This is a genomic window from Natrinema altunense, from assembly GCF_000731985.1.
GTDB lineage: Archaea > Halobacteriota > Halobacteria > Halobacteriales > Natrialbaceae > Natrinema > Natrinema altunense.
The window spans coordinates 35,644-55,671 of sequence record NZ_JNCS01000012.1 but is presented as its reverse complement, the minus strand read 5'-3'; the positions used below and the strand labels follow the sequence as shown (position 1 = coordinate 55,671).

Here is a 20,028-nt window from a genome sequence, read left to right as displayed (position 1 = left end):
GGATCTATGCAACGACAGTCGAGTGGCTGGTACCGAGGTTGAGGTGGAACTCTGGCTCTCCGAACCCGACGACGGCGTGTCGGGGCTCACTGTCACGAAGGCACTGTGGGACGACCAGCCCACGTGGACCGAGCGGGTTCAGCAGTATGTCCCCGACGAGTTGCTCGAACTCAAGAACAGAGAGTGGTCCGAATCGGAGGATAACACGGTGACTGCCGAGGAGTTCACAGACAGGATGGACCCGAAAACCGTCACCATCGAACACGATGGCGGGTACACGTTCTGGCACGACGACGATCCGTCCTTCGGACACAGCATCATGGTCTCCGGAGCCCTCGAAAACGGAATCTTCGAGGCGCACCTGTGACTGTCCTATCGTCTGGTACCGACGTGAATCACGTTCGACGTGACACGTTTTCTCGCCGCCACCAGATCGACCTTGATCGTACCTTTAAGTGTAATAATTGGTCGACCGGTAGCGATACCAGCAGCGGATTCGAACGTGGAGGAAGATAGTACCGAGGTCGATCGGATGCACATCGAAGACAGCTACGACGACGAAACGACGACGCTGACGTGGGAGTATGCGGGAGAGTCAGTATCCGTGACGCTCTCGGGGCTGGTCCACGCCGAATACGCTGCGGAGGAGGGCGTGGTCGTCACCGCGAGTGTCGAGGGGACAATACGGATGCTGGCGAGTGATGGAACCGAGCGGGACACGTTCGAGTACACCCTGCCCGACGGGAGCGACCTCTACACCCTGGTCCCGAGTATCGTTACGGAACTCAGTGTGGCGATGGTGCTGGCCCACGACCCACCGCATCGCGGGGAGGCGCTCTGGCAACACGAGATAGATATCGAGCGCAAGGAAATCGGTGGCCCCGTCGCGAAGTGGCGCTGACAGCTATTGTCGGTGATGGCGAACGGGAGACTCCTGTCTCGAGCACGTCGATACGGGGCGACGACTGACGGCCCCCTGCTCGGCTAGGCGATCTCGTGGCTGCTCGTCCGCTCCCCGTATTCAGAATCGACAGGAACTCGTCCGCACCAGTGCCTCGGTCGTGGCGGCGTACCGGCCGGGTTGGACTTCGCCGAACGAGGCGACTAGCATCGTCACCTCGTCCTCGGCATCGACGACCTCGTAGGACAGTTCCGACCCGTCCATTCGGCCGTGATAGATGGGATCGCCGTCGAACGAGGTCACGGAATAGCCGAGGACGGCCGCGATCTCGTCGGGATTAATGTCCGGAGCGTGGTCTCGTATCTCGGTGAGTGGCTTCAGGTTCGGGAAGGCGATCCTGTACGGCCTGCCGTCGACCTCGATCGAAAGCACTGCTCCGTCCTGCGATTCGAAGGTAACTACCTCGCCGTCTCGTCGGACGATATCCATGCGTTTCGGGCCTCGGTAATGGGAGCGTCCGGACAGCGACTGGGCCGACACTGGAGCCGATCCGTGAGGGCCAGTCCAGGTTACGGCAGGCTCCCAGGGGTTCGGTCAGTTCGACTGGCTCGCTGATAAAGGGAAAGGGTTCCGAGAGTCGATACATAGTAAACCGAGCAGCAGGAACGTCACCTGTGAATTTCATAGAGCGGGGAGAGACAGTCCTGCTGAAGCAGGTACTCCGACGAGTGCAGTCGTATCCGAGGAATCACGCTCTCTTCGTCCCCACGGCGGTCGATTGGCGTCTCGACATGCCGTGTCTCGTACTGGACCCTGACGACGAATCACCCGTCGTCGGCGAGCGACCGGTTGAGGATGGCCTGACGAGGGACGCCGTCCGAGGCGTCGTGGAGAACGCCCAGGCCCGACTCGAAGACCCGCCAGTCGACACGCTGTGCGGCGCACTGTCGTACTACTACGAGCACGACGCCTCTCCCGCGTTCGAGGAGAGTGCGGACGAGGGCGGGTCGAGGGAGCGATGACGGGCGATGGCGACCGACTGGCCGCCCTCCGTCGGGACATTCGGACAGATCCAGCATCCGTGGCGGTCGAGTCGCTCCTCCCTCGGTCCGATGCCGACGCGGCGGAGTTGCACGATTTGCGGGACCTCCTCCAAGAACTGGCTCGCGCGCACCCGCAACCGGACACGCTCGTCCAGTCGGTCCTCGACGGCGTTGTCGAACACGAATCCGCGAATCGCCGGCACCTGCTCACGTTCCTCCTCCGGGCAGTTCGTGTGCGGCCACAGCCAGTCGCGCCCACGCTCTGTGACGGCCTGGCGGACGACCGACCGGCCGTTCGACTCGCCGCCGCGGAAGTCCTCGCGTTCACCGTCGCGGACTGCTGGGGCCTGTATCGGCCCGCGATTCCCGCGCTCCTAGCGCTGCTCTCCGACGACGACCCTCGTATGAGGGCAGCCGCCGCTGCGACGCTCGCCTCACTGGCGAGACCGTACCCCAACGCAGTGGTGCCGGGCGTTTCCGATGCGATCGCGATGCTGGACCAGCCGGTAGTTTCAACGGAAGGGTTCGCGTTCAAAGCACACCAGCCAGCCGGGCGAGCACTGGAACTGCTCGCCGCACTCGCTCGTCCCCGGCCCAAGGCCGTCCGGGCCGGAGTGCCACTTGCGACGACACTGCTGCGGGAAGACGACATGTTCGTCGAGCCCGCCGTCACCTTCCTTCGTGCCATCGCTCGGAGTCGTCCGGACGCGCTGGAGCCGATGCCATGGCTCCTCGAGCGAGCCGCCGACCTCGACGGTGAGTGCCGAGTCGCCGTCCTCGACCTCGCCCGGTTCGTCGGTGTCTTCGACGGTCCCGCTGACCCGGTCGAGCAAGGCGAGCGAGTATCGAGAGACGTCCAAGGGACTCAGGCCGACCGGAAGTATCTCGAATCGCTCGATGACGACCCCCTGTCCTCGTCGGACGTCGAACGTGTGCTCTCGCTCCTGCGGGCGGCCGACGTGAACGTTCGACGGCAGGCGGCACGTGCATTGTTCGAACCGCGAACGAGCAAAGATGCGGCCACAATTCACGCTCATGCCGGGGACTTCCTCGCGCTCGTGGACGAACCGGACGACAGCACCCGAACGACCCTGACAGCCGTCCTCAGACCGGTCGTCGCCCAATATGCCCCCGATTGGCTGCCGGCGCTTCTCGATATCGCGAGGACAGGATCGCCGGCCGAACGCCGGTTCGTCGCGTCCCTCCTCTCGGTGGTCGCCGGAACCTATCCAAGCGGCGTCCGCGGCCACCTCGGTGCAGTCCTCGAACTCGCCGATCGAGCATCCGAGACGACCGTCTCGATCACGACTGGGTGGACGTTGTTTCACGTCGCGACAGCCCATCCCGACGTGATTCGACCAGCCTCCGACACAGTCCTCGACCTCGGTGGGAACAGTCGAGGCGTCGCGGCCAAAACCATTGTGGAGTGCCTCTCCGCGTATCCGGAGGATGTGGACGTGTTCGCACCGACGCTCCGCCAGGCCTGCCAGGAAGTGGCGGCAGAACTCGACGACCCGGCCACCGAGGGGATCGTCGATCCCGCAATCTCCCCGTTCGACCCGGACGCATTCGCGACACCTGCGGGACTCTGTCGGATCTTGAAAGCGATCTGCCTGATCGCCAGTTTGCAGCCGGCCGCTGTCGAGCCAGTTCGGTCCGCACTCGCCCATATCGTGGCTTACGACCCCGGAGTGAATGACGAGCTGGACCGTGCTCGGATGCTGGCGACGAGTACGCTCGCCGAACTCGACCGCACTCCGAGTTCAGACCAAAACTGAGACTGTCATTGTACCTGTGTACCGCGACAAGGGGTATTTATTTTCGAGAACGAAGTAGCTATCCCCAGATGGTTTCGTTTCCGCCGGGTGAGCCCCAGACCGACTGTGCGCTCTGTGACGCACCCCTCGAGGGGTATTCCGCCGAGCGTACCAGTATCTACGCAAACGTCGTCTGTCAACTCTGTGACATATGGGCAGTAACCAGTACCAGTGACGAGCCAGCGGTGGGGAGGGAGTATCTGCAACGAGAGTCCGATGAGCCCATCGATAGTGCCGTGGTGGCCGACGTCGGGGACAACCCCGTCTTCATCGACGGCAAAAAGTGCTGGCGACGATACAAATTCGGCGGCTGGATCACGCGACTGGACGAACACGACTGTACATCTGTCAGAGAATTTCGGCGAATGCACCGAGATGACGTGTGACGACCGACGAGCCCGAATCCGACACGGCGGACAGGACGACGACCGATTGACCCCCTATCCCCTCCGGCAGCAAGGATCTGGTACGAACGGGTCGGAGTGATTTGCTATGACCGACCGTTCGTCATCAGTTCGTTCGATACAGATGTCCTACATCTGCCCGCAGGCGGTGCGTTTCGCGACGAAAAAGAGAATCGAAAGGATAGTATTAAATAATCAAGTCTGCAATTTTTGACTGGGTAAATATTAATGGACCTAAAGAATAAGAGGAAAGTAAAGCAGTTCGAGGAGGAAGAACTGCCGTCCCTGAAGGAATCGATGGACGATGCAGCCGGTTTCGAGGTCAATCTCGATATCGAGTGGGAATCACTCATCGACGAGCGAGTCAACGAGGATCTCTGGTTCGAAGGGTGGACGAAGGTGTACTTCCGGCCGACGATCGATGCCTTCGAGGCGATCTGTAGCGACGAACTGGGGCGGGAAGCCCTCCAGGCGGATCTCGAATCGGTCGTGTTCAGGAACGAAGCAGGGATGACCGGTGACATCAGCTACGAAGACGGCGTCCTCACGGTGGATAAAGAACCGTGCACCAACATGGACAAGGTCGACGAGCGGACGGAATCCATCGTCACCTTGCTCGAAAGCAACCTCTAAGAAGTCCCGTCTGCTCACTCGTCACCCGCCTCGAATTGTACGAAAAACTCGGTCACGGACGACGCAAACCGGATCTTGCTTTCTGGGTCGGCAGCCGTCCGGTTACAGTCGGTGACATCCTCGCCCGTCCTAAAGGACGGGGCTTCCTACAAGCGAAGCCGCGTCGTCGGAGGTTTCGGAACCATACTCCGAGAGGGTCGTCTGTCGGGGTTGCCGACTCGCCTCCCGGCGTTCCGTGGCCCTGTCACTGGGACTCCCATTCCGTGGCGTGTCATCGCGCTCCGGTTTCCAGGGTACGCTCTCACCCCACGGATCGACGCGGCGAGCGATGTTCGCCGCGGCGTTGATATCGGCCTGGAACGTCGAAATGTGACACTCGTCGTTCGTACACCGGAACTCGGCCTGTTCGTCACGGCGACCGATGTGACCGCACGCGTGGCACGTCTGCGAGGTGTACGCCGGCTGAACGCACTCGACCGGGATTCCAGCCTCGAGCGCCTTGTCCTCGATTCGGCCTTGCAGTCGGGCAAACGCCCATGCGTGAAGCCGCCGATTCATGTACGCGCCGTAATCCAGTCGCTCGCGGATGTACGACAGGTCCTCGAGCACGATCACCGGGTCATCGAACTGCCGGGCGTACTCGACGGCTTCCCGCGACGCTTTCTCGATGATATCCGTGAGCGCGTTCTGGTAGTGGTCGAACCGCTCGTCGAGTCGCCACTCGGCGGCGTCGCGCTCTTGCAGGCGTTTCAGCGTCGTGTGCATCTCCTTGCGGAGGTGTCGCGCCCGGCCGCCGTCGATCAACAGCGGCGTCGTCGGTGTGTCGCGTTTGAGGGCACAGCCCGTAATCAGCGCACTTTCACCGATATCGAAGCCGACGTACGTCGGATCGTCACTCGCGTCGGGTTCCTTGATCGTGTACTCGATGGTGACGTGCAAGGTCCACGTCCGGCGGTTCTGGAACAGCCGGAACTCACCGACCGAAGCCTCACCTTCGAGCAGGTCGAACCACAGGTCTTCCTGGCTAGGGTTGATCCGCAACGGAATCCAGAACGCGTTCCCACGGCCGGCCTGCGGGACGCGCCAACAGAACCCGTACTCGCGATCGGACGAGTAGTCGATTCGGAAACCGCGGTTGGTGAACCGCACCGGATGGTCGTCAGCCAACTCGTCGGCGTCATAGGTTCGGCGCAGTTGCGGGACGTACTGTTTGAGCGCGTCCTTGGCGTAGGAGGTGAGGTCGTAGCCGGTGACGATATCGTTGACTGCCGATTGCGTATCCGCACCGCTCTCGAAGGCGGCTTCGAGCGCGTCGCGGTAGGCCGCCACGGTATCCTCGAGCCGACGCTGCTTGTGTGCCGTCGGTGGCACCGTCGTCGCCTCGAGCGTCTTCGTGACGGTCGTTTCGGCAGTCATTCGACATTGAATGTTACGACCGGAACACACAAAAAGAACACGGTTGATACACATATGTATGAGCAAAGAAGTCCGATTCACAGTCAGCGACGAACAGCACGAACGCCTCAGCGATCTCAAAGACGAGCGCGGCTACACCTGGAAGGGCTTGATGCTCGAGGGCGCGAAGTGCCTGGAACGCGACGGGTCATAGTTGGTGGACAGACAGTCAAGTGTCGCATTCCTCCGCGCCGTAAACGGCGCGGTTTCCTGCTTGAAGAAAGATGAAAATCACAGGCAGGTTCGGTTCGTCGATACCGTCGTCGAACGCAAAGGCGCTGTTCCCACCCTCTCCGAAGGTGACGATGTTCTCGTGTCCGAGATCTGCTTCCGTGACCGTCGTGATCCCACAAGCCAGATGAGAGTTAAGCGTGTGGGACTAACTCGAAATGTGCCCCTCGACAACGGCGAAGATGCCGAGGGATAATCGGCAGGCGGTGACAAGAACTGGCGGCTGGATCGGACTCGGAGATGTCCGTCTAACGGCAAACATTTATATTCCCTAGTAAACCTACTGAATAGATATACTCGGCAGAGTCTGCCATCCGGACGCAGTCGTTGGTGGGGTCAGTCGTGGGGAATACATGGAACGAACGGTTCAAGAAGTCACGCCCAGCGAACTGTGCGACGCGATCGACCCGTGTGAGGTTACACTCGTCCTCGGGGCACCCAGCGTCGGAAAGTCATATCACTTGCGTCGGCTCGGCCCATCCGTCGAGCGGCTCGCAGAAACGACAGCCATCGACGCCGACGAACTCGTGATCGTCGACGATTTTGTGTCGGCAGTTTTGCATCCCGGTGATGACGACCGAGAAAACATGAATGCCCTGTTCGCTCGTCCCAGGGGTGCAGTACTCGTGACGCGGCCACGGAGCCTCGACTGGCTCTGCCGGCGCGGTCACCTCGCGTCTGCTGCGTTCCTCGAGCGAGTCGATTCCGTGCTCGTGGTTCGAATACCGCCGTCGGACTACGGCAAGTCGTTCCACGAAATTCGCGAAGCCAGCTCCCGACAGAACACGTTTGATCCGGAATACGAGGAGAACCTGACCCTCGTCGAACGTGTCACCTATCCCCGCTACGACTTCGAGGACGAGCCACTACAGGAACGGATCGGGACCGTCGAGGCGACTGTCACGCCCGCAGCCTTCCTCTCGCTGTCGCAGTACGGGTCCGAAACGGTTCTCGTCGGACCGGACGTCAGGGCAGTGGTCGGCGAGTGTGACGGCACGGTCGAGCCACTCGGCGAGGCGGCGCTCGACCTCATCTCATCCCTGGATCCGGATGCCGAGGGGTTCGGTCCTGACCCAGTTGCAATGTCCCCAGCGGTCGCCACCGCACTCGGTCTGGTCGCGAGTTCGCTGGTAGACGACGATACGGGGTGGTTCGAGCCGCTGGTTCGACATCGGCCGCTCGCCGGTGCCGCTGAAGCGCTCGAGATCGCCGTCGACCTCCCACCCGGGACGATCGAACGGTTTCGGGTGTTCGCGTCCGAGCCGATGCGGACACGGATCGACCAGCGGCTGGCCGCCCGGCCCGAGGCAGAGACGGTCATCGCCGATACGAGTTCCGCGACCGATGGGGTCCGGACTGACTTGCGAGCAGTCGCGTCGACGCTGGACGAGGTCGCGATAGGGCCCAACGAGTACGGGTCCGTTCCCCTGGTCGGTGCCTGGCACTGGGAAGGACCAGCGGCGTTACAGACGGCTGCAACGGATCGGGAGTTCCCGGACTCGAGTGACGGCCCCGAGACGGAGGAGGGAGTGTCGGGGATCGACGTCGACGAGGTCGTCGACGCACTCGACGGCGGGCTCGTTATACTCTCGGGACCGAAAGCCAGCGGGAAGCGACGGCTCGCAGCGGATGTCGCGAGGGAACTCATGGCGTGGGGAAAGACGGTCAGACTCCCCGATCTCCACCAGCCCGATCACATCAGAGCGGGCATCGACGCCACGCCGAACGCGCTCGTGGTCGCGACCTACAACGGTGAGCCAGCACGGATTATGAGCGATGCGGGTGTACGGGCGCTGGCCGACTGGGTCGATGACGGAACGTGTTCGGGCGCACTACTCATCTGTGACGACGAGAACCGAGGACAGTTCGACACCGTCGCCACACGGGCTGGCTGTGCCGACGTCACTGCCTGGCGCGACCGCACCGAGTTCGAACTGGGCAACGTCGAAGTCGCACCCGATCGGACACCCCAGACGGTCGCCGACGACCTGCTGTCCGCAATGGACTGGCCCGAAACCAGACGTCCGTCCCGTCGAACCCTTGAGGTCGACTCGATCACGGGCCAGAGTCCGCTCGCGTCCATCGCCGGCATCCCCGACAGCGACCTCGACGCGGCGTTCGTCGGGCACGTCGTCGCCGACGCTATCGCAGTCGTCGCACGGACCGCACAGCCGACTGCCGCGACGCAGTGGCTCTCGCTCGTCGACGACCTCGTCGCGGATGTCGCACGGAATCGTGGCGATGTCGATGCGGCCATCACGTACCGCGGGTCGGTCTACGGTACCGCGATGGCAGCGACAGCGACCGAGGACCCGACGACCGACGCGTGGATCGAGGCGATCGCGGATCGGGCCATTGCGCTCACGAACGAGACCGCGACGCCGCACGGACGCGACTCCGCTGGTGGCGACTACGAACCGATCGTGAGTACCTTTGGGATCGCCCTGCGAACGCTCGCGTGGCCAGCGAACGGCACCGGACCGAATCACGCCGCGCTCGCCTGTGTCGACCAGGTCCTGTACGGGATGATCGACGCGGAGACGATCGCCGAGGAGTCGGGGCTGAATCTGCGCTGTCGCATCTACGGCGAGATATCCGCTCGGATCGTCGACACTGTCGACGACCCGACAACAGCCGACGATGCGCTCGCACCGGTCGCCGCGCTCGTCCAGCAGGCGGCTGCGACCAACGGCGACGGGTTCGCAGCGTTCGTCATCGGCAACAGCTTCGCGGCCACGCTCGGTTCCCTGGCTGACGCGGCGTGTCCACCCGAGGAGGTCTCAATCTGGGTGGACGCACTCGGCTCCCGAGTCAGGGAGTCGATTGCCTTTCTCCAGAACCAGGCCGATAGAGAGACGCTGTTACGGCACGCCTACACCGGCGCGATCGGGTACTGGGGGTATGAGTTCGACTGCTCCGAGGACCGGATCGAACACTGGCTGGTAGCGGTCGGCGCGGACCTCTGTGAAACGGCGACGAGCGCCGACCTCGACGACCCGGTGGCGTTCGTCGCCGATGTCTACGGACAGGCCGTCCGGCGTGTCATGGGCTACCGCGACTTCGACCGTGCGGAACTGTTGTTCGGTGTGTGTGAGCGATTCGTCGACACCGTCGCGGCGTCGGACCTGGCCGACGACGAATGGGAGTGCCGTGCCACGCTCCACGCGGCGGCACTCGCGGCCTTCGCTCGCGTCGAACGGGATTACCCCGACAGCGTCAGCGATGGTCCCTACGGGACCGGACTGCTCCCGGTCTCGGACTCGCCACGATTCGAGGACTGGATCGACCTGTACGACGCGTCCGTGACACGGGGGGCTGCGGCCGAGGCAGCCGACCAGCAGCGGGAACGGTACCTGACGGCGGTCTACCGTGGGGCGCTGTCGACGCAGGTCTACGGGTTCGACGACGAGTTGGAATCCGTGGCCCCGCGACGCGGGGAGCGCGAGCCGCCATCCGCGATCTCGCCACGCCGGGAGGCCATCTGGTCCCAGCAGCTCTCCGACCGAATCGAAGCAATCGCCGCCAGTTCCGACCTGGTCGACGACCCGATCACCTTCCTGCGCGGTGTCTTCGGTGAGGCAGCGGCAAGCTGGGCAGCCGACGGCACAGCGACGGACTCCCGGGAGTGGGTCGGTTCGCTCGTCACCGCCTTCCGGGACTGTCGCTGGGCGGTCGACGGCCCGACGAAGACCGACTGGTTCGACGCATTCGCGGCGGTTGACGGTGCAATCCTACGGGCGGCGCTGACGCGAACGGACGTGGGAGCGCGGACACACGAACGGCTGGTACAAGCGGTTTTTGACCGGATCCAGACTGCCGCTACGGCAGCGGACCACCCACCACACCCCGTCAACTACGTCGGCACCGTGTTCGGAACCGCGCTGGCACTCGCCGTCGAGGCCGACCCCGAGGAAGTCAGATTCGGCGTCACGTCGGTCGTCGCGGCCGCCGAGGACCGGTCGTTCGACTGGGTTGGTCTCGAGCGTCCCGCGCTCCTCGAGCGGGTGTACGGCGAGGCGCTCGCCATCGTCGGTCGCACTCGATCTGCCGAGCCGAACACTGACGAGTGGCTTGCAGTCGTGACGGACCGACTCGACGCGACCGCAACGCAGGAACTGTCCGACTCACCCTCGGGGTTCGTCGCGGGTGTCTTGACACGCGCCTACGTTCACGCGGTCGAGGACGGGGCCGATGCGTGGCGTCGCCGTCTGGACTCGGAACTCCGGGCGTACGCCGCGGGGGCTCACGTCGAGGACCCGGCAGCGTTCCTCGAAGAAGTGTACGCCGACATCGTCGTCGCGGGAACCACGACGGGCCAGCCAGCCGCCGAGGTCGAGGCGTGTGTCGCGGCGGTGTATCAGTCCATCGAGAACACAAGCGAGACGGCTAGCCTCCGAGCCGACGACCAACCGGTAGGAACGTTCTCACGTGTCGTCAACACGCTTGCCGCGGAAAACCCTCGTGCCCAAGCAGACCACACCTACCTGTTCGGCCAAGCACTCCGCGCAGTCGGCGGTGCGGAACTCGAAACGGCCGTCTTCGCCGCTGCCGGCGGCGACTCGCCCTTGGACGATGCGGGGAGGGACGATTGATTGCAGCCATGGCAACCTACGACGTCATCTCCAGCCCAGACCCAAACCCCAACGTTCCCCACGACCCCAACTGGCCCAGAGTGGTCAAGATATCCGTCGAGGCCGAGGAGGGACATCTGCTCCAGGGGAAAGGCCACGGCCTGGGCGGTTCGTTCTACAGCTTCGACGAGTTCAGTGTCTCCGAGCGAGCGGACCTGTTCGACGGGTGGGACGCCAACTGGCTGGTCGAGGCACTGTCGGCACAGGCGGCACTTGCAGCCATCGACGAAGCCGCGTTCGTGGAGACGTTGCAACAGCACGTCCGGGTCCGGACCGAAGAGCGTTGACCGCGTGACACCCTAGTCTCGGCTGTCGTCCTTGTCCGGACGGACTGCTGGTGTGATTTGCCTGCCTTCGTAGGTGGAACTGTCGGCGCTGAATCGCTCGATCAGGTCGGCAATCGAGATTTCGCCATCTTCGAGAGCCACGACCTCGGTGTCAGTCAGCCGCACGGAGACATCCCACATCACCGCCCTACCGAACAGGAAAGTGAGAATCCACTCGCCGTCGCTCTCCAACAGGATGTAGGAATATGGCTCCCGGGCAAGCACTCGCATCAGGTGCCCACTCGTGCTTACGACGTGAAAACCTACGGTGTTACTAACCGAATGCGGAGCAGGACGTAAAAGCATGGATGGGGACAAAGGCGGGTGGCGATAACAGACGACTCGAGGGTGCAGTGGTGGAGCCGCCTCGGTTCGGAGCGTGAACGACTCGTTACGGATGCGGCGCTGGTCCCCGACGGTAGCCTGTATGCGGTCGGCTGGTCCGACGTGTGCGACCGCACTGACGAGGGGTTCAGAGGCTTCTTCCAGCGGATTCGGCCGGATAAAATCGTCGGGTGGGAGTACTTCTTCGATGCGAACGACGAACGGAGTGAGCCGCAAGCAAGCGACGGACGGAAAGCGACGAGCGGGACGATCGTTGCGTGCACAGCAAAAAAGATCCCCTCAGGTGGCCACGTCGGAAATCAGGAAGCTAACCCTTGTTGCATCTCGAGACAACACCCTCCACCGGAGACAGAACTGGTTTCGGGCCCGGGCCACGTTATCCAGAGTTGCCCGCTCGGCACTCAGTAGGCTGTAGTGCTGCCGCGGATTCGCCTACCCCGTGGTGAGCCATCGCTGTCCGGACTCCAGGGACACCTCACACCACGGAATCAAAACAGATTCCAGTGCGACGTCGAACGAATCGGGGCCCAAGCGCTCTAGGTCAACTCGTCGGAAGCCGCGCCACGCCACCGCGGTCACGGTAAGAGACGTACAGCGCGCCAGCAGCCGTCGTCACACCGATCCGGGAAGTCTCGGGATCGTACCGCCACCGACGTTTCCCGGTCGCAGGGTCGTAGGCGGCAAGCTCGTTGTCGCTGGCCGCAAAGAGGATCACACCGGCACGGCCGAGTGCCTCGACTCTCCCGCCGATCGCGATGTCAGTTGTCGTCTGCCACCGCCGGGTCCCATCGAGGTCAAAGGCGTCTAGCCGGATTAGAATGCCACCGTCGGGGTCGTCGACCGAACTCGCAGCGAACACACCGTGTGAGGTCGCCGTCACCGTCTCGAGTTCGTATCCGACGGTCCGGCGCCACCGTACGGTTCCCCCATCGCGCTCGATGGCAACCAGCTCGTCCGAGCGATCATCACGGCGGACACGCACGTAGACGTGGTCGCCGAGCCAGACTGGCAGCCCAACGTAGCTAGTCACGTCGCCGTCCACCACGGTTCGCCACAGGACGTGCCCATCGCGGACCCGACGCATCCGCACGGTAGAATCGTGGACCGTCACGATCCGGTCGCCAGCAGCCACGACCGAGGGGTAGCCAGTACGAGGTGTCGACTTCCACAGCACCTCGCCGGTCGCCGGAGCGAGCGTCACCAGCTTCGTGTCGTCATCCGAGTTCGTGACGAGGAAGAGACAGGCCGAGTCACTGAGTGTAGGGTACGGATACGCTCGACCGGGCCGCTGAAAGCGACGTGTGCCGTCGCTCGCATCGTAGCCGGTGACTACACCGCCGTCCGGATGGATGGCGACCAACAGCGAGCCGTGTCGACCGAGCCACCCGTTCCGGACTTGTCCTTCCACGTGCCACAGTCGCTCCCCCGACAGCCCGACCGTGTAGAGGTCACCGTCGGTGCTGTAGACGTGGACCGGGCCACCCGATGACGGGACAGCCGGTTGCGCCTCGATGGGCCCACCGGTTTCGACGGAGAGGATCCGTTCCCCGTCGGCCGTGAACCCGTGAAGGCGTTTGTCCTGTCCACCGACGACGACGTGATCGTCGGTCGCCGACGGTGGGCCTGCCGCCGTTGCTGTCGAGAAGTCATGCTCCCAGAGGGGTTGGACGCCAGGCAGCACCGACGACAGACTGCACCCTGCTAGGGCGAGCGTGCCCGCCGAGGCGAGCGATGCGAGCGCCTGTCGGCGCGACCAGTTCCGGCTGTCCCGCCGCTCGGCCGCGTGCCGCGACGGACCGTGCTTGTCGGCAGCGGTGTCGGCGTCACGCATCGGTGATCGCCTCCGGAGCGATCCGCGTCAAACCGTGCATTTGTCCCAGATAGACCGTCTCACCGGCCGCCTGTGCCCACTCGATGCTGCCGCCATCGAACGACTTATCATCGAATCTGACTTCCCGGATGCGTGTACCGTCCTGCTCGTGGATATAGAGGACAGTCGGGTCGAACGGGATGGTGCCGCTCGAGCCACGGAGATGGTGCGTCCCGCCGACCAGCGTCACCAGGCGGTCGCCGACCTGCATCGGCCCGTGGGTCACGGCGTTCCCGAGGTCATCGCGCCACAACTGCTGGCTCGAGGCCGGGTCGAACGCCCGGAGGGTGTAGTCCGCGCCGCCGACGTACACCCGATCGGCGGTCGCCAACGGCCGTGCGAATACGGTGTTGGCCAGCGAGCCGCGCCAGGCGACTGTGCCGGTCGCGGTCTCCAGCGCCAGCAGTTCCTCGGTGGCGGCGCCGAGGTATGCGGTCCCGGCAGTAGCCCCAACGGCCGACAGCGGACCGCCAAGATTCCGTGTCCATCCGACTTCGCCAGTCCGCTCGAGGAAAAGCACACGACCGTTGGATGGGGAACGGTTCCCTATCGAGGAGACCAGCGCAACCCGTGACGCCGCCAACGAGACTGGCGACTGTGCCGAGGGCCGCACGACGCGTCATGGAGGGCATTTGTTCACCGTTGCGACGGCGGTAGTATCAGTCTTGATGTTTGGGCGACAAATGGTGCAGGTCGAGGCCATAACAGCACTCTCTACCTGCCCGTGCTCGCACCGTCGTGGGTATCCTATCAGGTGGGTGCGAAAGGCAACGCACGCCCGGAATAGACGGTTTGGGGACCGAGGTGTTCCCAGAACGAGCGTCGGACGACCGGTATCCGAAAGCGGATCGGCTCCCAGTTACTGTCGCCGCGTTCCAACTCATCGAACACGCTCACCGCACTGCCTCCATCTCGTCAGTTTTCAACCATTCAGTGTTTGTCAATTTAGCGGCTCGACGTGTGGATTTCGCGTCTCCTATCGGACCGAGACACCGTTCTGCCTCACTGCATCGGCGATCCACTGCGGGTGCATGGATAGCATCCCATCCGGAAGCTCGTCCGTATCGAAAAATTCGACCTCGAGCGCCTCATCTCGATCGGCTTCGAGCGTGCCGGCCTCGATGGTACACTGGAAACAAGTCGTTACGAAGTGAACCGTCTCACCGTCGGGGTACGAGAACACCTGCTGCTTCGGGTGAGAGTAGACTCCGGTGAGGTGATCGACCGCGACCTGGAGCCCCGTTTCCTCCCGTACCTCGCGTATGATCGCCTCGTCGACCGCCTCACCTCGTTCGACTGCGCCCGTTGGGAGGGCCCATTGCTGCCTGTCGGCTCGTTTCAACAACAAAACCTCGTTTGTACTGTTCAACACAACCGCACCGACTCCGGGACGAATCGTATCCGGCCACGAGTACTGGGGTGTCTCCCAGGGCGTCACGGGCGTCGAAAACAAATCCGCAAGCGTCGTGATCGTCGCATCGGGGTCGGAAAAATCCCGGACCGAGGTTGGGACTGGGTCCGCGTCGGTAACGAGGATGCCCGTGAGTCCCGCACGGTGAGCCCCGAGAACGTCCGTCGTGGGAGTATCACCGATCACCACTGCTTCTCGCTCAGTCGGTATCCCTTGGAGCGCCATCTCGAACAGCAGCGGTTCGGGTTTGCCAACGACCACGGGTGATGTACCGGCCGCTGTTTCTACCGCGCGGACGATTGCCCCAGCCCCCGGTGCAGGGCCGTCAGGTGTCGGAAACGAACCGTCGGGATTCGTTCCGACGAACAGTGCGCCTCGCTCGATGTGTCTCGCGGCCCGTCGGATATCCGAATACGCCGTCTGCTCATCGGCTCCGACGACGATCGCGTCCGGTGAGTCATCGGTGACAGTAATCCCCTGCTGACGAAGTTCCGTGCGCAGCCCCTCACTCCCGACGACCGCCGCCGTCGAAATGCCCTCACGACGGAGATACGTCGCCGTCGCCGACGCTGCGGTGATGATCTCGTTCTCGTCCGCTTCGATCCCGAGTTCGCGGAGGTCGGCGACGACTGCCTCCCGCGTCGGTCGTGGATCGTTCGTGAGAAACCGGATTCGCTTGTCGCGTTCGAAGAGTCGATTGACGGTCGTGACTGCCTCCGGGAGCGCATCGTTGCCGGAATAAATCACGCCGTCGAGATCGAACAAAAACGTCTCGAACTGGTCGGCAATCACCATGACTATGGAGTAGTATTATTGACTTATATCCGTTTCCGTCGTCCGAAACACCGTCCCCGATGTGACTGTAAATAGCACGCCCGAACCGACCACGAAGACGAGGGCGAGTAGGGCAAGCATCAGGAGTGGACTGACCGTATCAGCCAGGACACCACCCACGGCGCGGAACGCGATCGCAGCGACGCCGCCGCCCATCGAGACGACGCTGAGAACAGTCGCTCGCCGCCGGTTGCGCGTCCGATCGTTGACGATACGGCTCTGGAACGTCTGGCTGACGTGCCAGATAGCTTCCATTCCAACGAACGCTGGGACGGTCGCGGCTGGGACCAGAGGGAGGATCACGAGGCTTCCAGCTAGTAGAAGCGGTCCTAAGAGAAACCAACGGCGGACCCCGAGGGTTTGCTCGATCCGACTGGTGAGAGCGCTCGCGCCAGCAGCAACGATATTGAAACACGCATACAATGCTCCAACTGCGGCAACGGGGAGCCCAACCTGATCGCCGACGACGATCGGCTGAACGAACGTCCGGGTAACCTCGACGAGGCCGAACAGGAGAACCGTGTATCCGACGAAACCCCGTATCCCTGGCCGTTCGAACGCCGCCGTCAGTTCTTGGCGCGTCGTCGAGAAGCGCCATGACTCCGACCGAGAGTGCTCTTGGCCGTCGGAGACCGTCGGAAACGACAACACGACGGCTGCGTTGACGGCTAATAAACCGGCAATAAGGAAGAACGGAGCGACGAGTGATTTCGTATAAAGGACTCCCCCGATGGCTGCAGTTATGGCAGTTGCGGCCAATTTGACTGCTCGCCCACGGCCGCGGACATGGGTGTAGGCATCGGCAATGCCAGACCGGCCGAGTGCACTGTACAGCCAGGCATCGGCCGTCCCGGAACGAAACGTGATCCCGACTGCCCATGCGGTAAGTGCCAGCGCGAACGAGAGCAAAGTGCGAGCGAACGCGAGTCCGCCGACCCCGCCAGCCGTTACGAGTGCAGCGATGAACAGACTCCGCCGTCGGCCGATTCGATCACCGATATACCCGGTCGGTATCTCTGCGAGCACAAGCACTGCCCAATATAACGCACCGAGAAAGCCGATATCCGTGTAGGAGAGTCCACGAGCCTGTAGAACGAGAACCCAGACTGGAGCGATGAGTCCCTGTGTTTCGGTGAGCGAATAGAGATAATATCGCCACCGAACCTCTTGCAATTGCATCCGAGTGTTCTTTCTCAGGTGACGTATTATGATTGGCGACCTAACACGGGTCGAAGGACTAACTGAGAGAACTATGACCGGTTCCCGAGAGGATATGAATCGAGAACAACGAGACGCTATACCAATAGCACGGAACTTACCAGCAATGCAATCACGATCCCCGTCAGGAACGCGGAGACTGTGCGCATTGTAACGTACTGCGACACCTGCTCGACGCGTTTTTCGTGGGCGCTTGTTTCGATACCGAACTCTTGTTCGGCACACGTTAGGCACCACTGCTCAACCACCGGAGACGCTGAATCTGTACCAGTGACTCCGACATGGGGTCGGGGGTCTGACCACTCCCCAACAGTCGCACCAACAACGACGTCCACGGTCGCAGCTTCGTAGACTTCGCGATCGCAGTATGGCGACTCGCACCGAATCGTCGCTGTACTCGCGTCTTCGCCGGGCAGTGCCTCCTCACTCGCCAGCCGTTGGATCTCTTTGCTCACTGGTTTTCAGCTCGATTGTCTCGAGGAAGGCTTTTTCGTCGATTTCGTCGTTCACGTAGGCCCGAAGTGCCGATTCGACTACATACACCTTGACGTTGGATGGGGAGATGATGAGTGTCGTCGGCTCGGTCCCTTCGGTTTCGATCACTTCGGCGTACTCCGTGGCGATATTGTTGTACTCACGTTTGAGCGCATCGCCGCTCGAGGCATCCCCCTGGTAGTCCATCACGATCTCCCCGGACGGCGTGATGAACACGCGGGCATCTGGGTAGAACTCGGTGATATGCGTGTGGAACGCCTCGGCGAGTGGTTGGACAGCCGCCACCTCTTCGGGTGGGTCATCAACGACAGGGCCGTCGGACTCGTTCGTCGGTGTGTGGTTCTGTTGGCCGTCAGTCTTGCTGTCGCCAATCGCCGTACATCCGCCGAAGGGAACAGCGCTGACTGTGGCAAGGAATGCGCGTCGATTCATGAATTGAGTGTGAGAAGGGGCAGTTAGTTTTCGGACTCGTTCTCGTCAACCTCGTCGGTCAGCGTGACCGGTGTCTGGATGTTCTTCGGCTCCTCCGAAACGACATAGAGCCCGTTCCACTCGACGTAATGCCCGTCAGTGGTAAAGAAGAAGATTGCATCTCCATTCGAGCCGTACGATCCGTCCATCTGAGGCGACTCGACGAGCTTCCAGTTAGGCCCACTCGGGCCAGCCGCGCCATTCCCCTCATCGTACTTTGCGTCAGGGACCTTGACGAGTTGGCGGTCGTTGGTCAACTTCGAGTTGACACTCGAGACTTTCCCCTGTGCGGTATAGTATGAGACGACCTTCCCGTCGTGAGACATTAGGTACACGTGATGGACATTATTCCGGTCGTTGAGGTACTTGTAGCGGTCGATTAAATTCTGCCGTTCTAACGAGTTGTCCATCTTGAACGGGGGTTGTGAGCGGATCAACCCCTGCTGGTTGGCTTCCGTCACTCCGATTTCGTAGAGGTAGCTCCCTCCGTAGTCCGTGGATCGCTCGGTGTTCGTATCGCTGGCGAGATCGTCAGCTGACTCGTCGCCCGACGATGTATCGTTTCCAAAGACACCACAGCCCGCAAGGGTGACCATTCCGACGACCGCGAAGATCAGGATGAGTTGTTTCTTATTCATAGATTAACTTTCGACTTTATCAGGTAGTCCGTCGCACTGTTTCGCTTCGGGTGGGCTCCCATTGATCGAGTTTCCGTTGGGGCCGGTGTCGACAGGCTGCTCGGCGTCACCACTTCCCGGTGGCCCCTGTATCGCGAACCGATCATCGACTTTATACGGCAGATGGCATTTGAACAGCTCTTTATTGGCCATATCCGACTGTGCGTTGTAGTCTGCGACCAACTGCTCGAGTTGGTTCTGGTTGCCGGTGATTCGTTCGTGTATCCGTCCGTGGCGCGTCTCTGCGGTCCGACTCCAGTTGTTCGGATCGTCACCGTAGGTCTCGTGGAACGACTCGTCTTCGTCGTAGGCGTTCTCGACTTGGTTCCGCTGTGCTTCGATGTCGTGGTACATCTGGCGGAACTCTTCGTACTGCTGGATCGCGTTCTCGGCGTCGTACGTCTGTTCGACTGTTTCCTGACCAGCGTCTCGTTGCTCGAACCACGGGAGGAACGGGAACCATATGTACGAAATGACATTCAACACGATAAAAAATGCCAATATAGCGGCTATGATCCCCACCCAGTTTCGTCCCTGACTATTTTTCTTACTCATATTTCGTGAGGGTTCAATCGGTTTTATCTTTCCGCCTATACTGCACCATATGGAGCAACATGTTATAATTTTCCTTTTGGAGCAAAGAATAAAGACAATGCACCACATGATTCATATTTAAGGATAGGCGACTCACAATGTGATAGTGTGCCAAGAGAGCCGGAAGCACCAACGCCCCAGCAGGTACTCCAAGAGATGAATCCCTGTGAGCCGTATACCGTCTCTGATCTTGTCGACCGATTTGAGGACGCGTCGCGGTGGACGATTCAGCGGCGGCTCGAGACGCTTGTCGAGAAGGGTGACGCTTCCAAAAAGAAGCACACGAAGAATCGTGTTTCGTACTGGATTCCTCAATAGCTGCGTTTCCACGGTGACCCACGACGGCGTCACCGTCCGCTCGTTCGCCCACGATTCTTCTAAACCTGCCGCATAGCTTTCGCTGAGCAGGTCTGCGAGCCTCAATCAACTCACCGTTACGACCGACTCACTTCTCAAACTGGTTCAACTGGACAGTGCGAGAAACGCCAATTCAACAACCGCTGAACAGGGTTACAGAGCTACGTCTACTGCTGGAACCAGCCACTCCAAGCGGTGCCGCGAGATCACGCACAAAATATTTATCCACCAAATCTGGAAATATTGTATGCAACGACGACGGGTCCTCTGTCTACTCGGTTCTAGTAGTGTTCTCGGCACAGTCGGCTGTTTGAG

Annotated in this window: 19 protein-coding genes and 1 pseudogene; 9 read left to right on the top strand and 11 right to left on the bottom strand. The window is 61.8% G+C overall.

The features are described 5' to 3' along the window. Positions 1 to 43 precede the first annotated feature (43 nt). Together ALTAJ2_RS16525 and ALTAJ2_RS16520 are read left to right on the top strand one after the other, a co-directional pair. Positions 44 to 367, top strand: a complete 324-nt coding sequence (locus tag ALTAJ2_RS16525) for a DUF2262 domain-containing protein (RefSeq protein ID WP_007107497.1) — start codon at positions 44 to 46, stop codon at positions 365 to 367. A 165-nt stretch (positions 368 to 532) separates the two neighbouring features. Next, positions 533 to 901 (top strand): hypothetical protein, encoded by a 369-nt coding sequence (locus ALTAJ2_RS16520; RefSeq protein WP_049899585.1) that lies wholly within the window; start codon positions 533 to 535, stop codon positions 899 to 901. Positions 902 to 1,021: 120 nt separating this feature from the next. On the opposite strand, the gene ALTAJ2_RS16515 is transcribed toward ALTAJ2_RS16520, so the two are convergent. After that, positions 1,022 to 1,390, bottom strand: coding sequence for a hypothetical protein (locus ALTAJ2_RS16515; protein WP_007107499.1), 369 nt, complete (start codon positions 1,388 to 1,390; stop codon positions 1,022 to 1,024). A 185-nt stretch (positions 1,391 to 1,575) separates the two neighbouring features. Here ALTAJ2_RS16515 and ALTAJ2_RS16510 point away from each other — a divergent pair, with 185 nt between their 5' ends. The 4 genes from ALTAJ2_RS16510 to ALTAJ2_RS16495 all read left to right on the top strand — a co-directional run bounded on the left by ALTAJ2_RS16510 (position 1,576) and on the right by ALTAJ2_RS16495 (position 4,798). Beyond that, complete coding sequence (locus ALTAJ2_RS16510) at positions 1,576 to 1,923, top strand: DUF7716 domain-containing protein (RefSeq protein WP_144240258.1); 348 nt, start codon at positions 1,576 to 1,578, stop codon at positions 1,921 to 1,923. After that, the gene (locus ALTAJ2_RS16505) at positions 1,920 to 3,722 is read left to right on the top strand and encodes a HEAT repeat domain-containing protein (protein WP_007107501.1); all 1,803 of its coding nucleotides are present in this window, start codon (positions 1,920 to 1,922) and stop codon (positions 3,720 to 3,722) included. Before ALTAJ2_RS16510 ends, ALTAJ2_RS16505 begins: the two co-directional genes overlap by 4 nt. A 68-nt stretch (positions 3,723 to 3,790) precedes the next feature. Beyond that, on the top strand, positions 3,791 to 4,147 hold the full coding sequence (locus ALTAJ2_RS16500; protein ID WP_007107502.1) for a hypothetical protein: 357 nt from the start codon (positions 3,791 to 3,793) through the stop codon (positions 4,145 to 4,147). 246 nt (positions 4,148 to 4,393) lie between these two features. Then, a complete protein-coding gene (locus tag ALTAJ2_RS16495; RefSeq protein WP_007107503.1) occupies positions 4,394 to 4,798 on the top strand; it encodes a hypothetical protein in 405 nt (134 codons plus the stop codon). Positions 4,799 to 4,927: 129 nt separating this feature from the next. Here ALTAJ2_RS16495 and ALTAJ2_RS16490 read toward each other — a convergent pair whose 3' ends face one another. Then, on the bottom strand, positions 4,928 to 6,214 hold the full coding sequence (locus ALTAJ2_RS16490; protein ID WP_007107504.1) for an RNA-guided endonuclease TnpB family protein: 1,287 nt from the start codon (positions 6,212 to 6,214) through the stop codon (positions 4,928 to 4,930). A gap of 58 nt (positions 6,215 to 6,272) precedes the next feature. Here ALTAJ2_RS16490 and ALTAJ2_RS20330 point away from each other — a divergent pair, with 58 nt between their 5' ends. The 3 genes from ALTAJ2_RS20330 (at position 6,273) to ALTAJ2_RS16480 (ending at position 11,402) form a co-directional block, all read left to right on the top strand. Then, positions 6,273 to 6,407 (top strand): hypothetical protein, encoded by a 135-nt coding sequence (locus tag ALTAJ2_RS20330; protein WP_257720320.1) that lies wholly within the window; start codon positions 6,273 to 6,275, stop codon positions 6,405 to 6,407. Between the two features lie 430 nt (positions 6,408 to 6,837). After that, complete coding sequence (locus ALTAJ2_RS16485; protein ID WP_007107505.1) at positions 6,838 to 11,076, top strand: hypothetical protein; 4,239 nt, start codon at positions 6,838 to 6,840, stop codon at positions 11,074 to 11,076. 8 nt (positions 11,077 to 11,084) lie between these two features. Continuing rightward, positions 11,085 to 11,402 carry a hypothetical protein gene (locus ALTAJ2_RS16480; protein WP_049899530.1) on the top strand — a complete coding sequence of 106 codons (318 nt, stop codon included), beginning with the start codon at positions 11,085 to 11,087 and terminating at the stop codon, positions 11,400 to 11,402. Positions 11,403 to 11,414: 12 nt separating this feature from the next. Here ALTAJ2_RS16480 and ALTAJ2_RS16475 read toward each other — a convergent pair whose 3' ends face one another. From ALTAJ2_RS16475 to ALTAJ2_RS19255, 9 genes and pseudogenes are all read right to left on the bottom strand, one after another. Further along, a complete protein-coding gene (locus ALTAJ2_RS16475) occupies positions 11,415 to 11,672 on the bottom strand; it encodes a DUF1993 domain-containing protein (protein WP_007107507.1) in 258 nt (85 codons plus the stop codon). Positions 11,673 to 12,327: 655 nt separating this feature from the next. Next, entirely contained in the window at positions 12,328 to 13,617 is a 1,290-nt protein-coding gene (locus ALTAJ2_RS16470; RefSeq protein WP_007107508.1) for an outer membrane protein assembly factor BamB family protein, read from the bottom strand. Then, a complete protein-coding gene (locus ALTAJ2_RS16465) occupies positions 13,610 to 14,176 on the bottom strand; it encodes an outer membrane protein assembly factor BamB family protein (RefSeq protein ID WP_007107509.1) in 567 nt (188 codons plus the stop codon). Before ALTAJ2_RS16465 ends, ALTAJ2_RS16470 begins: the two co-directional genes overlap by 8 nt. 456 nt (positions 14,177 to 14,632) lie before the next feature. Then, positions 14,633 to 15,862 carry an HAD-IIA family hydrolase gene (locus ALTAJ2_RS16460; RefSeq protein WP_007107510.1) on the bottom strand — a complete coding sequence of 410 codons (1,230 nt, stop codon included), beginning with the start codon at positions 15,860 to 15,862 and terminating at the stop codon, positions 14,633 to 14,635. Positions 15,863 to 15,877: 15 nt separating this feature from the next. Beyond that, the gene (locus ALTAJ2_RS16455) at positions 15,878 to 17,080 is read right to left on the bottom strand and encodes an MFS transporter (RefSeq protein ID WP_007107511.1); all 1,203 of its coding nucleotides are present in this window, start codon (positions 17,078 to 17,080) and stop codon (positions 15,878 to 15,880) included. A gap of 462 nt (positions 17,081 to 17,542) precedes the next feature. Further along, on the bottom strand, positions 17,543 to 18,046 hold the full coding sequence (locus ALTAJ2_RS16450; RefSeq protein WP_239647752.1) for a hypothetical protein: 504 nt from the start codon (positions 18,044 to 18,046) through the stop codon (positions 17,543 to 17,545). A gap of 23 nt (positions 18,047 to 18,069) precedes the next feature. Next, complete coding sequence (locus ALTAJ2_RS16445; protein WP_007107513.1) at positions 18,070 to 18,723, bottom strand: hypothetical protein; 654 nt, start codon at positions 18,721 to 18,723, stop codon at positions 18,070 to 18,072. A 3-nt stretch (positions 18,724 to 18,726) separates the two neighbouring features. Beyond that, positions 18,727 to 19,248, bottom strand: coding sequence for a hypothetical protein (locus ALTAJ2_RS16440; protein ID WP_007107514.1), 522 nt, complete (start codon positions 19,246 to 19,248; stop codon positions 18,727 to 18,729). Positions 19,249 to 19,698: 450 nt separating this feature from the next. Continuing rightward, positions 19,699 to 19,779: pseudogene (locus ALTAJ2_RS19255) on the bottom strand (IS6 family transposase); the annotation flags it as partial. Positions 19,780 to 20,028: the final 249 nt, after the last annotated feature.